This window comes from Acinetobacter sp. YH16032 (assembly GCF_013417345.1).
Taxonomy (GTDB): Bacteria; Pseudomonadota; Gammaproteobacteria; order Pseudomonadales; family Moraxellaceae; genus Acinetobacter.
In genome coordinates, this window is the sequence record NZ_VPEE01000001.1 from 136,076 (window position 1) to 150,626 (window position 14,551).

Genomic DNA, 14,551 nt, shown 5'->3' on the forward strand with positions numbered 1-14,551 from the left:
GACGGAAGCCGTCTCGGTGGGCCAAAAGAATGGTCTGTTATGGTGTTGATCTGCTGTATTTCAGCCTTTCCTCTGCATCTGTTGTAATGGATGAAGAGAGTGATCAATTGCGATGACAGCTAAAGCCTTCTTAACTCTATGGAGAATCGACCATGCGCGCCGATATTCACCCAAAATACGAAAAATTAGTTGCTACTTGCTCTTGCGGTAACGTAATCGAAACTCGTTCAGCTGTTGGTAAAGAAACACTTTACCTAGACGTATGCTCAGCTTGCCACCCATTCTACACTGGTAAGCAAAAGAACGTTGACACTGGCGGTCGTATCGACAAGTTCAAACAACGTTTTGCTGGTATGTCACGTTCTATCAAACGTTAATACCCAAAATAAAAAACAGGCGTTCAGCCTGTTTTTTTATGTCCAAAATTCGGATTTAACTTTGATCTTGAACATTCATGAGCTGATCCAATTTACGCTGGTAATAATCACCTTGTAAAAATCTCACGTCGACATTCCACGCGTTGGCAAAGCTATTCATATCATTGAGATTTTTGAGTAATAAATTGACTGATCGATGACTATTGAAGTATTCAATCGCTTGTTTAAAACGTTCAATACCTTCTTCAGTATTTAAATCATCTGTGAATTCTTCATGCAGCGTGAAATTCTGAATATTGGCAACTTTGAGAATGAGATCGCTACATTTACTTAATCCAAACTCACAAACGGCAATATCTGCACCTTGCGCTCTCAATACCTCAATCGCAGGCAGAATTTCATTTAAATGTTGAGCAATGTATTTTTCTTTAAACTGTAAAATCAGTGGTTGAGGTGCTTTTGCGCCTACAATCATGAGCAGTTTTGAAATTAATTCTGCCAATTGATGATGCTTTAAAAGAACATGGTGTCGTAAATTAATAATCAGTTTAGCTTCAGGATATTGTGTTAAAAAATTGTGCAGTTGCTTTGCTGCTTCAACCAAAATCCATCGGTCAATTTTAATAGACAACTCAGGGTCATCCACCAATTCTTCAATATCATCCAATTGAATCCATTGGTTTTCAAAAATAAACCCACTGCTTACTTCATAGGTATTAAGACTAGTGTCTTCTTTATCATAGATTTGTTGGAACTTTAGCGTAATTTGATCGCGTTCAAGAACTTTACGAAGATGTACTAGGATATCGCCGTGAACTTCGTCTGACTGTACAGGTTCTTCAATTGCTTGAAATACAAATTCTGTTGAATGATCAGGCTCTACTTCAGAAGAAGGTGTATTCAACTGAATAGAGGTCGGCTCATCTGCTTGAGTAACTTCAAAATGAATCTCTTCAATTTCTTCAAGCGTTGTCTCTAAAGCAGCATCATTGCTCAATAAATTGGGTAGGGGTGTGTTATAAGCATTTGCAATGAGCTGTTCAAAATTAACTACATTTAAATCTGACAGTTTGAAGAGACTATAACCAATTTTGACATGCTGTTGATAGGTTTGATCTCCCAGATTGACGAGCCTAGGTTTTTCAAGCGCATGTAGCGCAGAGAGTCTTGATTTTAGAACTTCAATCGTTTCAGCTTGAATGATAGTGGCATACAGGGCTGTTTCAATTTTAAATACAGCGCCATTGGTCTGTTCGAGAATAAAGTCTGAAAGTTTGCCGAAATAGCCTTTAAAAGTATCCCAATCAGAACTCAAGATATAGTCAGGACAACTGGCTAGGCTGAAGATGACTAAAGCATTTTCTTGAGCAGGGTGTTCTTCAAGATGTTGTAAAATTTTTGCCAATGTTGTGTGTGGTGCAATTCTACTGTCTTGGTGAGGTGCAGTCTTAAGTTGAGGACTAAATGGTTGATCATCCTGTTGAAAATGCGTTGAAATCGTAATTTCAATGATTTGATTTTGATCTGTAGGATTACATTCAATTTGGACTGGATTTTGATGTGTTAACTGTGGATTAAGAGAAATCAGTTCAAAAGGTCCATACTCAAATTTACCGAAAGCTAATTTTTTAAATCGTGCTTTAAAAGATTGAATATCCTCAGGTTGTATTAAATCAATGAGCGGGGATCCAATAACGTCATCAAACGTGTTGAAGCCAAATAAATGCGTAAACTCATGGTTGCATTCAACGACAATCCCTTCTTCTATGATTGCAACTGCTTTTTTATGCTCTTCGATCCAATTTTGTTTAATTTGAACATTGTGTTTCAGTTCATCCGTTAATTGCATCTGATTTTTTTGTAAGCGACTAAAAGCCAATGCTCGAATAATTTTAAGTAAACATTGTTCAGGTTGATCAATATTTAAAACATCGTAGATGCCCATCGAAATGAGTTTTACTTCAGACATTTCTAGCGCTTCTGGAGCTAGATAAAGTGTTGGGGTAAAAGCTTTATCAGAATCTGCAAGCAGTCGAAGAAAATGAGTTAAGGTCAGTTCATAGGCACGACCAAACAGAATTAAATCCCAATCTAAATGAAGTTGCTTTTCAAGACTCACTTGATCATCGAGTAGCACTGCTTCTACCTTGTACTCGCGTTTTTCGAGTAAAGAGATAATATGGTTATAACGAATCTGATTATCATCGACAATGAGTAAGCGCATTCCAGATTGCTTTAATTGTGTTGATAGAAGTAGGTTTTTCACTTCAATGCTTCCCATACGTCTTGAAAACGATTTGATTCAAGGTTTTGATGTTGTAAAAATTCATCAATCAGATATTGCTGCTCATCATTAAATAATTCAAATTCAAATTGAACAAAACTTTGTGTGATGAGCATGGTCTTTATTAATTCTACTTTGATATCTTGATCAGTTAAGCGTAAATAAATAGATTGTTGTTCTTTGAAAAACTGTAAATTTGGCAAAATAAGAGAATGCTGTGGAGCATCAATCTTCAAGGTATGTACAAATAAACATGGATGATAATTAAAAGAACTTCGATCTGTATAAACTTTTGCGGCGCAAGGGTGGATGTCGGGTCCAATCACTTCAAGCCCAAGTTCATAGCTTTTTTTAACAGATTGTTTAATCCAACGAATTACACCACCTTTCCATTTGCTGTTCACCCCCTCATTGATCAGGATAAATTCACCAGTTCTCAAATTTGGAGGTGCTTCTTCTTCTAACCAACGTACGCGATAGCCATTTAAACTGATATCTAAAACTTGAGCCGCATGGATTTGACGTGCCTGTTTATCTAGAACTTTGTTTGATTTGTCTGTATAGGCATCTGGGTAGTCATTTAAATATGTAAACGCAAACTCGTCTTCTGATTTTGATTTAGGCGGTGTTAGTCGCAAGGTTTCGCTAAAAGTTTTGGTCTTTGAGAGATGATAATGTGCGGTAAGTAAACTGAAACAGAGTTGTAACTGAGCGGAATGTTCATAACGTTCATGTCTGCGTTCAATGGTCGAGCCTAAAACATTTTGTACATGAAATTTAAGAGGCGCAGTTAAATATGCTTTCTCTTTCTTAGATAAATATTCATTGTCCTTTTGAATGGTTAAGTTGACATGCTCAAGCAACGATTGTGTCGCCACGAAAATGTTTGGTTTAAAACTCTCATGGTGTTTTCGGTTGTAAACTGGCGGATGATCTTTAGTGGTATCAATGACGTAACGAGATAAAGCGGTTTCGCGTGGTAAAACTTGCACTAGTTGTGCCCAATCCGCTGTGCATTGATAGAGCGCGTAGATCTCAGAAGGACGAATTTGGTGAGTATTAAATATTTCTAATAATAAGACTTGGGCATAGCACTGTTGAATATTTTTTAAAGCGTGATGAGTGCCTTGCAATAAATTAATATTGACCGTGTGTTCTTGGTTTTTTAATGCCAAATCATACAGATAATGGGTCATTAACCATTGCTTAGACAAGGCAGAACGATAAAGCATCTGTTGTTGTACTAGCAATAAACCCAATTGTTGAAGAGCGTAATAACTGGAAAGGAGTCGTGCAGTTTTCACATTACGCTTTTGAGCAAACTTCAAAATAGAAAACTTTTGTTGTTTTAGCTGCATTTCACTGCGCTGTGCAATATCTATGTAGATATCAGCAAATAATGTTCTCAAGTGAGTGGTTAATTCTATAATATCTTTGTTACGGTCAGATAGAAAAAGACCTTGATTTAAAAAGTTTTTTTCAAGTCTCTCTAAAATATTTTCGATCAAAGGGTGTAGCGCTTGAATAAGATCAAAGCGCAATGTTTCCGAACATTTGAGTTCAGCGATTTCATATAGGGCTTTCAACACCGCTTCAGAGGTGTCACCTAATTGCATAATTGAAAGTTGAGATGCCCAAAAACCCAAGTCCTGAACATTTGCATTTGCAAAACTCAGTTGATCTCGAGTCAAGGCAGTAGGATAGTGAAAAATTTCTGAAATCTGAGCCTGAAGCATGTGAATGAGTCTCTAAAAAGTGGCAACTCCATAAAGCGGTGTTTTATTCTGTTCTCCCGCAATTTCTCTAACCAGCTTTGGAACCAAGTATCCAGGCAACCTTGCCAAAACCTCTTTATAGATTGAATCAATAGATTCACTTGGTAAATCAAAATGCTGAGCACCTTTCACTTTATCCAACACATGTAAATAATAAGGCATCACACGCGCATCAAATAATCGATGACTTAGATCAACCAAAATATCAGGATGATCATTAATACCTTTTAATAACACAGCTTGATTCAACACCAAAATATTTTGTTGTGAAATTTGCATTAATTTCGAAGCGGTAAAGTCATCAATTTCAGTAGCATGGTTTGAGTGTACCACTAGAATAATACGTAGCCTACTGTTTTTTAACAGAGAAATAAGTTCATCATCAAGCCGATTTGGGATAACGATTGGAACTCGAGAATGAATACGCAAAATTTTAAGATGTGGAATTGAACTTAATCTATCGATCCAAACGGCAAGTTTACGATTTGAAAGTGTTAGGGGATCCCCTCCGCTTAAGATCACTTCATTGATTTCTGGATGAGCGAGTAAGTAGTCTTGTATTTTTTTCCAGTCGTCATTTTTAGGTAAATTTTCTTGATATGGAAAATGACGTCTAAAACAATAACGACAATGAACAGCACATGCACCTGTTAAAGTCAGTAAAAAACGTGACTGATATTTATGTAATACACCTGGAATTAAATTGGCAGCCTCCTCATCAAGGGGGTCTGTCACAAAATCAGGATGTTCATTTAACTCCAGATGATGAGGGAGTACTTGAAGTAACAGTGGATCATCAGGATTAGATTTTTGCATCTTCGCGACGAAGGCGCGAGGGACTCTTAATTTAAATTGGGCTGATGCCAAAATTGCACCATGTATTAAATCTTCAGGTTGCAATTCCAAGAGTTCAATGAGCTCATGTGGGTCAGTGATTAAATCGCTGAGTTGATTTTGCCAATGTTGCTCTTGATACAAATAGTGGGTCATACAGTTTAAATTTAGAGGGAGATGAAAGGCTTCATTTTAAATCAAAACCCATTGAAAAACTCAGTTGTGTCCTGATTAAGCCTTCTTTATTGAATGTTGGGATGAAAATACTCAAGCCTAAAGATGATCAAATTAAGTCTACAACAGTAGTTCTGCATGGAACTTAGACAGCTTAAACGTTGTATTTCGGAATTTATCATTGCGGCAGAGTAGGTTGGTCATTTAGAATACGCAACATAAATGCATGTGCATGTGGCATATCATGCACCTGTCAGCCTTGCTAAATGACAGTGTAGCAGCCCATCGCATTAATAGATTAAAGTTAGTAAGTTTGGAGTGAGCCTCTCATGGCCTATTATTCTACGAACGATTTCAAGTCTGGCCTTAAGGTAATGCTTGATGGTAACCCATGCTCAATCATGGAAAACGAATACGTTAAACCAGGTAAAGGCCAAGCGTTCAACCGTGTTAAATTACGTAACCTTAAATCAGGTAAAGTATTAGAAAAAACATTTAAATCTGGTGATTCTTTAGAAGCAGCAGATATCGTAGAAGTAGAAATGGACTACTTATACAACGACGGCGAACTATGGAACTTCATGGATCCTGTGACTTTCGAGCAAATTGCGGCTGACAAAGTTGCAATGGGTGATGCTGCGAAATGGTTGAAAGACGATTCAAACGAAAAATGCACAATCATGTTATGGAATGGTGTTCCTTTAACAGTGAATGCACCTAACTTCGTGGTATTAAAAATTGTTGAAACTGATCCAGGCGTACGTGGTGATACTTCTGGCGGTGGTGGTAAACCAGCGAAACTTGAAACAGGTGCTGTAGTACGTGTTCCATTATTCGTTCAACAAGAAGAAAGCGTTCGTGTTGATACACGTACTGGTGAATACTTAGAACGTGCATAATGGTGTAAATTTATACTATTATCGAAAGGGATGATGACAATCATCCCTTTTTTAATGCCAAGGTCTAAGGTAAAGAAGAATTATTGAGGAGTATAGTCGCAAGGGAAAACAGCAGTAACACGAATAATAAAATTGAGCTGATTGCAAATACGAAATAATGAGGGTTTGATATGGATCAAATACAACCGAAGTCATCCATGACTTCGAAATTGATTTGGATTATTGTGGCCATAATCGGTGCAGTATCCTTTGGAATATTAGCGGTTAGTCGTGGAGAACATGTCAACGCAGTTTGGCTCGTACTCGCTGCAGTCTGTGTTTACAGTATTGCATATCGTTTTTATAGTTTATTTATTGCTAATAAAGTATTCGAGTTAAATGCTCGGCGTTTAACACCTGCGCACCGTCTAGCGGATGGTCTAGATTATGTGCCTACAAATAAAAGTGTTCTGTTTGGTCATCACTTTGCTGCGATTGCAGGTGCTGGTCCGTTAGTTGGGCCTATTCTTGCTGCGCAAATGGGTTATTTACCAGGAACGATTTGGCTGTTAGTCGGTGTTGTACTGGCAGGTGCAGTCCAAGATTTTCTAGTTTTATTTATTTCTACACGCCGTGACGGACGTTCACTGGGTGAAATGGCAAAACAAGAACTGGGTTCATTTGCAGGAATTATTGTGATGCTTGGCGCATTAGGGGTAATGATCATTATCCTAGCTGTGCTTGCACTCGTCGTGGTTAAAGCATTAACCAATAGTCCATGGGGTGTGTTTAGTATTGCTGCTACCATTCCAATCGCATTATTTATGGGCGTATATATGCGATATATCCGTCCAGGAAAGATTGCCGAAGTTTCAATCATTGGCTTTGTACTGATGATGCTCGGTATCATTTATGGTGAAAACATTGCGCAACATCCTTATTGGGGGCAATTATTCACTTTATCTGGTACAGAGTTAACATGGGCATTGATTATCTACGGTTTCATCGCTTCTGTATTACCAGTATGGTTGTTATTGGCGCCACGTGATTATTTATCGACTTTCTTGAAAATTGGCGTGATTGCAGGTTTAGCATTGGGTATCGTATTTGCGATGCCTGAATTAAAAATGCCTGCAATTACCCACTTCGTAGATGGTACGGGACCTGTATTCTCTGGATCACTTTTCCCATTCTTATTTATTACCATTGCCTGTGGTGCAATTTCAGGTTTCCATGCATTGGTTTCATCAGGAACTACACCTAAGCTCGTAAATAATGAACGCGATATCCGGATGATCGGATACGGCGGTATGTTGATGGAATCATTTGTCGCAATCATGGCGATGATCTGTGCAACGATCTTGGATCCAGGCGTTTATTTTGCCATTAACTCACCAGCTGCGGTGATAGGAACGACGGTTGAAAGTGCCGCAGAGGCGGTACGTAATTTAGGATTTGTGGTTACACCTGAAGCTTTAACACTACTTGCCCAAGAGGTTGGTGAAAGCACAATTCTTTCTCGTACTGGTGGTGCACCGACGTTTGCGATTGGTATGGCGCACATCATCACTGAAATTTTTAATAGTCGTGAAATGATGGCATTTTGGTATCACTTTGCGATCTTGTTTGAAGCGCTATTTATTCTAACTGCTGTTGATGCAGGAACACGTGCTTGCCGTTTTATGGTTCAAGATACTGTGGGTATTGTTGTCCCTGCGGTTAAAAACTCTAAGTCGTTTGTGGGCAACTTGATTGGTACTGCCGTTGCAGTGGCAGGCTGGGGTTTCTTTGTATATCAAGGTGTAGTTGATCCACTGGGCGGTATCAATAGTTTGTGGCCATTATTTGGTATTGGTAACCAAATTTTAGCTGCGATGGCGCTGATGCTGGGTACTGTCATTTTATTCAAAATGAAGAAAGAAAAATATGTGTGGGTCACCATTGTTCCAACGATTTTCCTCTTCATTACAGCGATGACTGCTGGTTGGCAAAAAATCTTCCATGAAAATCCAAAAATTGGATTCTTGGCACAAGCAGATCGTTTCAATGCGGCTATTGAGCGAAACGAAATTTTAGCGCCTGCGAAATCCATTGCGGAAATGCAAACTGTTGCTTTATCGAATCAGATTAATGCTGCGTTATGTGCATTCTTTATGATTGTTGCTGTGGTGATGTTGTTTGCTGCCATTAAAGTGATTCGTCGTGCTTTAGCAAATCCGCAGCCAACAGCTCAGGAAGCTGAAGCAATCTATACTGATCAAATCCCTGCAGGAGAGACCAAATGAGTTTGAAAGAACAAATTCGTCAAAAGCTGGCATTGGGTAAAATCATTAAATTCACGATTTTGGCTCAGCCGAAGAAGTTTTTAATGTTGAATGGAATCAAAACAGTTCAAATGATTTGGCAGCGGCTACAACAAAGTTTTCGTTTAATGGTGGGTGTGCCGGATTACCAAAATTATGTAGAACATATGAAAAAGCATCACCCTGACCTAGAACCAATGGATGAAAAAACTTTTCATCGTTATTGTGTCGATGCACGCTATCCAAGTGCAGGAGGCGGTATGAAGAAATGTCCATGTTAATTTTCTAGCTTTACATAAAAAACGGCACTGAGGTGTCGTTTTTTATTTGTCTTAATTGTATAAAACCTGACAAATTTATTGTTCTGAAACTCGTATACTCTTGATCAATAACAAAGGATAAAAACATGAAAATTGGAATTTATGGTGCTGGGTCAATTGGGTGTTATATCGGTGGAAGAATGGTCGCAGCAGGCCATCAGGTGACATTTTACTGTAGGGAAAGAAGCTATCAAAAATTAAGCCAAAAAGGGTTGGAGCTCAGTGATTTAAACGGCTACCATCATAAGCTCACTCCAGATCAATTAAGACTTACAACAAATCTAGCAGAAGTCTTAGACACGGACTTAGTCATGATTTGTGTAAAATCAGCAGCGACAGAGCAAGTGGCATCTGAAATACGAAGCTGTGACACTGTCAATAAACTGAGTCTCATCAGTTTTCAAAATGGGGTGAGTAATGTTCCACGGTTAAAAAAAATGCTGCCAGAATGGGAAGTTATGGAAGGAATGGTTCCATTTAATGTCGCAGAACTCAAACCTTCTCATTTTCATCAAGGTTCTGATGGAATATTAATGATAAAAAAATTTGCAGAAAATAATCAGCTAAAAATAATGTTAGATGCGGCGAAACTACAAGTTGAATTCCGTGATGATATGTTAGGGGTACAGTGGGCTAAAGTCTTATTCAACTTGAACAATTCGATTAACGCTTTATCTGGTTTAACTTTAAGAAATCAACTTACTAATCGAATGTATAGAAAGTGCCTTGCTCAGGCACAGTTAGAGACGCTTCAAATTTTAAAGCAGGCAAATATTCAACCCGCACAATTAACGCCTGTACCAGCGAACATCATTCCTCATATTCTTCAACTTCCTAACTGGTTGTTTAAGTTGATTAGTCGCAAAATGTTAGCCATTGATCCACTAGCTCGTTCATCTATGCAGGATGATCTGAATTTAGGGCGCACGACGGAGGTTGATTGGATTAATGGTGAAGTGGTCAGACTTGCCAACACACTCGGGGTGAATGCACCGATCAACAGCTATTTTATTGAACAGATCAAGCTGGCGGAAAACAATAATTCAAGCCTTCAAATTGGACCTGAAGAGATGCTCAGACAGTTGAAGCTTATTTAGCATTAAGTTTGAAACTCATTCTTTAATACACTGATTATTAGAAATATTTGAGAAAATAAAAAAAACCTGTATGGTAGAAATATATAGTTTTGGAAATGTAAATGATGATTTGGGGAATGAAGCAGAGTGTTCAATCAAAAGATATTATACAGCCTGAGTTAGAATCTCAGATTCAATCATTTACTCCCAAAATTTCATTATTTCTAGAACAAATCAATCAAATTGTTTTGGATAAAAATACGCAAACTGAATTGGCTTTATGTAGTTTAATTGCAGGTGGTCATATTTTATTTGAAGACTTACCTGGATTGGGTAAGACCACATTGGCCAGTAGTTTGGCATCTTTATCAGGTTTATCATTTCAAAGAATCCAATTTACCAATGATATGCTCGCCAGTGATGTGATTGGCGTGAATGTTTTTAATCAAAAAGAGCATCAGTTTGAATTTAAGTACGGACCTGTCTTTACCCAAGTGCTTTTGGCAGATGAAATTAATCGTTGTAGTCCAAAGACACAGAGTGCATTACTTGAGGCGATGGAAGAGGGCTACGCCACGATTGATGGACAGCGATATGCTTTACCTCAGCCTTTTTGGGTGATAGCGACTCAGAATCCACTCTTTCAAAGCGGGACTTATGCACTACCAGAGTCTCAGTTAGACAGATTCCTCATGCGATTATCTCTTGGTTATCCATCTCGCCATGCAGAAAAAATACTTCTTCAACAAGAATCACGTGCCAAATTAATCGCACAGTTGATCCATGTATTTAATGAGACTGAAATACTGAGATTGCAATCCTTGACTCATCAAGTCCATTTAAGTGATGCAATTCAAGACTATTTATTGGATTTGGCTACGGTAACACGAAAAAGTGCGCATGGTTTATCGACGCGTGGATTATTGGCTTTAAAACGAGCATCACAAGCGAGAGCGATCGTGCATGCCAGAGCCTTTGTCATTCCTGATGATGTAAAAGCAGTTTTTTCAGCAGTATGCGCTCATCGATTAAACTTGAGTGAGGATGAGACGGTCTTCCTAATGAATCAGGTTAAATTGATTTGAGGGCATGCAGGTGACCAGTATCTGGAAGCAATGGTTAAAAAAAAGATTTCGGTTTGAGCAGAGTAAAAAAATTGGTCAACGCGATATTTTGATTTTTATTTATCAGCAAGGTTTCTTATATCTTGTGTTGATTTTGATCACATTTATTGCGGGTATTAACTATGCCAATAATTTGATATTGGGTTTCTGCTTTTTAATTAGTGCGATCTTGTGCATTAGTTTTTATATCACCTTTAAACAATTGCATGGTCTTGAGATAGACATCATTACTGATGAAGTCGGACAGGTAGGGCACTCGATTTTATTTAAAATCTACTTGAATCAACCTTATTCATATTCACGTTATTTATTGATCTCCATCGATTCTGAGACACAGCACATTCACTTTGATCAAAAACAGTCTGAATGTGTTATACCGATTCAGGTTGATCAACGAGGACAATATAACTATCCCGATATACGCATTGCTTCTGTGTATCCATTTGGTCTAGTTCGAGCTTGGACTTATATCTTTCATGGACGACATGCATGGATTGCGCCTCAAGCCAAAATAAATCCGAATACAAGCTTTTCAAATGCATTTGTATTGGATCAGGAAAAAGATGAGTTTAAAGAATTAAGAAGTTTTCAGGTCGGCGACTCATTACAAAGTGTATCTTGGAAGCAGGCTGCTCGTGGACAAGGTTTGTATATTAAAGTTTTTGAAGAGCATCAACAGGATCGATGTGTTGATATTCATTATCATCATATGCCGTCAGTCGAGCATGAAGAAAAGCTAAAATATATGATGGGTGTGGTGGAGCAGTGTGAGCAATTACAAATTCCTTTTAAGCTGGTGTTACCTCATGCCGAATTGAATCAAGGATTTGGAGTTGAGCATATCAAGCAGGCTAAAATTCTGCTTGCTCAGGCATAAAGTGTGAAATAGAAAATAGGTTTAGATATATGGTACATCCTAAAGTTTCACAATCCATGCTATTGAGTTTGGCACTCATTTTATTTATCCAGATTATTTATCTACCTTATGCTTTAATTTTGGTGCTCTGTATTGAGCTTATATATTTATGGCATATTCAAAAAAGTAAAAAAAATGTCTCCAAAGCAATAAAATTTAGTTTTACAGCAATTGCACTTGGCGCGATTTATCTGCATTACCATACCTTTGTTGGTGTTGAGGCTGGCGTAGCATCGCTGACAACTTTTCTATTTGCAAAAGCATTAGAAACCCAAAAAAAACGTGATTTGATCATCGTTTTTAATTTTGCCTTATTCGTGGCGGCAAGCACGTTTTTATACAGTCAAACGTTGTATGTTGCTTTGGGAGTGGTATTGTGTTTAGTGAGCTGTTTTGTAGGACTATATAGAATTCAAACCGCGGAGTTTCTGTCCACTCCTGAAACTAAAAATGGCTTAAAGCACGATATCATTCATGTCGGTAAATTTATCGGATTGGCAATTCCTTTTTTTATATTGCTCTTTATTTTTTTCCCACGATTACCTCCGCTCTGGCATATTCCCATTCAACAAAATAAGGGGATGACAGGAATCAGTGACTCTATGTCCCCAGGTGACATTGCTGAGCTGTCTCAGTCAAATGAATTGGCATTTCGTATTATTGGTGATATGACAAAATTACCGACGCGTTCAGAAATGTATTGGCGAGCTTTGGTCTTAGATCAATATGATGGTCAAAAATGGACGAGTCATGGATTTAATAGAGGGTTAAACGAGTTAAACTCTTATCAAATTTCTATTTTAAATCAAAAAGTTGAATATCAATATTTGGCTAAAGATTCTTCTGTAGAATGGATCATGGGATTAGAGCAATCTGTACCTCAACAACGAAATTATTATCTCCGTTATGACGGTGGTATTTCAGCTCAACGACCTATTCAAACGGCTCAACCTATAAACTTAGTTTGGTTAGGGCGTGGGACGAAAATAAATCATGAACTTAGTCAGTTTCAAATTCAGTATTACACCCAGTATCTCCGTCAGCACGATATCAAAAGTCAAAGTTTAGCATGGGACTTATTTATTAAAAGTGGAGAGCAGCCAGAGCGTTATATCCAGCAAGTTTTAGACTGGTTTAAGCAAAATAGCTTTCAGTATTCTTTATCTCCCGGTGTTTTGAGTGGTGATCGGATAGATGCATTTATGTTTAATTCACAACAAGGATTTTGTGAGCATTTTGCTTCTAGTTTTGTCATGATGATGCGTTATGTCGGTATTCCTGCCCGAGTCGTAACAGGTTATCAAGGAGGTCAATTTGCGCCAGACCAAAAAAGTTGGGAAGTGAGGCAGTTAGATGCACATGCTTGGACTGAAGTATATTTTGGAGGTCAATGGCAGAGGATTGATCCCACTGCAATGATTGCTCCAGAGCGTATTGACCAGGGAATGCAAAGTTTAATTCAAAATAACCAAACACTTTACTCTGAGAATAAAAATTGGTCAGTTGCAAAATATCCTTTTTTGACAAAAATTCGCATATGGAGTGATTACGCAAGTTATCAATGGCAAAGTAAAGTTGTTGGATATAACGCTGATCAACAGCTGAGTTGGATGACAAAATTTGGAATTCATTCAGTTGCTTCAGTGTTTGTGATTATCCTTGCAGGCTCACTGATCATATTAGGATGTTATGTGCTATGGATGTTGAGAAAAAAGAGAAAACACTATTCACAAATCGATTGGGTACTTCATGTTTTTAATAGAAAATTAGGACTTCACAGTCGCCGTTATTCTTACGAAACGGTTCGACAATGGTTAGAAAGAATTTCATCACCTTTAAGTCAAAATGATAGAGCTGTTTTCCTCGAAATTATCATTCTGTACGAGCACTTAAGTTATTCACAATCGAGTATTTCTAAACAAGAGTTTGCAAATTTTAAGTCAATGATTAAAACTTGTTCATATCTTTTGGTTAAATATGAAAAAGGCTTGTCAGCCAAGTGATTTTTGCATAAGATGCGAAGCATTCTAGGTGTATAGCTCAGTTGGTTAGAGCGCTACGTTGACATCGTAGAGGTCTCCAGTTCGAGTCTGGATATACCTACCAAGATTTAAAAAAAGGGCTTAAGTATTTTACTTAAGCCCTTTTTTCGTAATCAAGACATTACTTCTTTTTTTAAAAGTAAAGTATTCGTTATCACTTGCTCTATCAAGAAAAATTGCGTTTAAAAAATCTCTAAATTTGATATTAAATTATATATTTTAAGTATAAATACCCAAAATGCTTTAATCTAAATATTGGGTATTTCCGTAATTTATTAATATACCCGTACATTAACACTTACAATAACGCCCGAAATGTACGCTTTTGCCATCCTGTTTAAATATGAGACACGTATAATGTTCATATTACAGGGAAGTTGAGATCAACGTTCATTACCAGTTCTTCACTTTTCATTCAGAAGTAATGAAATTCATACAGTATTATCAA

General features: G+C 37.7%; 11 protein-coding genes and 1 tRNA gene. 9 read left to right on the forward strand and 3 right to left on the reverse strand.

Annotated features, from left to right (window positions below):
• Positions 1-152 precede the first annotated feature (152 nt).
• Positions 153-377: a 50S ribosomal protein L31 gene (gene rpmE / locus FTV32_RS00650; protein ID WP_004971624.1), complete on the forward strand. Its 225-nt coding sequence runs from the start codon at positions 153-155 to the stop codon at positions 375-377.
• A gap of 55 nt (positions 378-432) precedes the next feature.
• Here rpmE and FTV32_RS00655 read toward each other — a convergent pair whose 3' ends face one another.
• Genes FTV32_RS00655 through epmB form a run of 3 tightly spaced genes read right to left on the reverse strand, consistent with a single transcriptional unit; the run spans position 433 to position 5,426 of the window.
• On the reverse strand, positions 433-2,643 hold the full coding sequence (locus FTV32_RS00655) for an EAL domain-containing protein (protein ID WP_180027568.1): 2,211 nt from the start codon (positions 2,641-2,643) through the stop codon (positions 433-435).
• Positions 2,640-4,397 (reverse strand): GTPase, encoded by a 1,758-nt coding sequence (locus tag FTV32_RS00660; RefSeq protein ID WP_180027569.1) that lies wholly within the window; start codon positions 4,395-4,397, stop codon positions 2,640-2,642. The genes FTV32_RS00655 and FTV32_RS00660 overlap by 4 nt, the downstream gene beginning before the upstream one ends.
• A 12-nt stretch (positions 4,398-4,409) precedes the next feature.
• The gene (epmB, locus tag FTV32_RS00665; RefSeq protein WP_035265849.1) at positions 4,410-5,426 is read right to left on the reverse strand and encodes an EF-P beta-lysylation protein EpmB; all 1,017 of its coding nucleotides are present in this window, start codon (positions 5,424-5,426) and stop codon (positions 4,410-4,412) included.
• A gap of 347 nt (positions 5,427-5,773) precedes the next feature.
• Here epmB and efp point away from each other — a divergent pair, with 347 nt between their 5' ends.
• From efp to FTV32_RS00705, 8 genes are all read left to right on the forward strand, one after another.
• A complete protein-coding gene (efp, locus tag FTV32_RS00670; protein ID WP_035265851.1) occupies positions 5,774-6,343 on the forward strand; it encodes an elongation factor P in 570 nt (189 codons plus the stop codon).
• Positions 6,344-6,513: 170 nt separating this feature from the next.
• A complete protein-coding gene (locus FTV32_RS00675) occupies positions 6,514-8,607 on the forward strand; it encodes a carbon starvation CstA family protein (RefSeq protein WP_180027570.1) in 2,094 nt (697 codons plus the stop codon).
• Positions 8,604-8,906 (forward strand): YbdD/YjiX family protein, encoded by a 303-nt coding sequence (locus tag FTV32_RS00680; RefSeq protein WP_180027571.1) that lies wholly within the window; start codon positions 8,604-8,606, stop codon positions 8,904-8,906. The genes FTV32_RS00675 and FTV32_RS00680 overlap by 4 nt, the downstream gene beginning before the upstream one ends.
• Positions 8,907-9,031: 125 nt before the next feature.
• On the forward strand, positions 9,032-10,042 hold the full coding sequence (locus FTV32_RS00685) for a 2-dehydropantoate 2-reductase (protein WP_180027572.1): 1,011 nt from the start codon (positions 9,032-9,034) through the stop codon (positions 10,040-10,042).
• Between the two features lie 104 nt (positions 10,043-10,146).
• A complete protein-coding gene (locus FTV32_RS00690) occupies positions 10,147-11,106 on the forward strand; it encodes a MoxR family ATPase (RefSeq protein ID WP_180027868.1) in 960 nt (319 codons plus the stop codon).
• Positions 11,107-11,116: 10 nt separating this feature from the next.
• The gene (locus FTV32_RS00695) at positions 11,117-12,022 is read left to right on the forward strand and encodes a DUF58 domain-containing protein (protein WP_180027573.1); all 906 of its coding nucleotides are present in this window, start codon (positions 11,117-11,119) and stop codon (positions 12,020-12,022) included.
• 29 nt (positions 12,023-12,051) lie between these two features.
• Positions 12,052-14,064 carry a DUF3488 and transglutaminase-like domain-containing protein gene (locus FTV32_RS00700; RefSeq protein WP_180027574.1) on the forward strand — a complete coding sequence of 671 codons (2,013 nt, stop codon included), beginning with the start codon at positions 12,052-12,054 and terminating at the stop codon, positions 14,062-14,064.
• Between the two features lie 26 nt (positions 14,065-14,090).
• Positions 14,091-14,167: transfer RNA gene (locus tag FTV32_RS00705), tRNA-Val, on the forward strand.
• Positions 14,168-14,551 lie beyond the last annotated feature (384 nt).

Excerpts from the sequence above, each read along its gene's own strand:
- rpmE (WP_004971624.1), top strand. The coding sequence starts at position 153 with ATGCGCGCCGATATTCACCCAAAATACGAAAAATTAGTTGCTACTTGC.
- FTV32_RS00660 (WP_180027569.1), bottom strand. The coding sequence starts at position 4,397 with ATGCTTCAGGCTCAGATTTCAGAAATTTTTCACTATCCTACTGCCTTG.
- epmB (WP_035265849.1), bottom strand. The coding sequence starts at position 5,426 with ATGACCCACTATTTGTATCAAGAGCAACATTGGCAAAATCAACTCAGC.
- efp (WP_035265851.1), top strand. The coding sequence starts at position 5,774 with ATGGCCTATTATTCTACGAACGATTTCAAGTCTGGCCTTAAGGTAATG.
- FTV32_RS00675 (WP_180027570.1), top strand. The coding sequence starts at position 6,514 with ATGGATCAAATACAACCGAAGTCATCCATGACTTCGAAATTGATTTGG.
- FTV32_RS00680 (WP_180027571.1), top strand. The coding sequence starts at position 8,604 with ATGAGTTTGAAAGAACAAATTCGTCAAAAGCTGGCATTGGGTAAAATC.
- FTV32_RS00685 (WP_180027572.1), top strand. The coding sequence starts at position 9,032 with ATGAAAATTGGAATTTATGGTGCTGGGTCAATTGGGTGTTATATCGGT.
- FTV32_RS00690 (WP_180027868.1), top strand. The coding sequence starts at position 10,147 with ATGATTTGGGGAATGAAGCAGAGTGTTCAATCAAAAGATATTATACAG.
- FTV32_RS00700 (WP_180027574.1), top strand. The coding sequence starts at position 12,052 with ATGGTACATCCTAAAGTTTCACAATCCATGCTATTGAGTTTGGCACTC.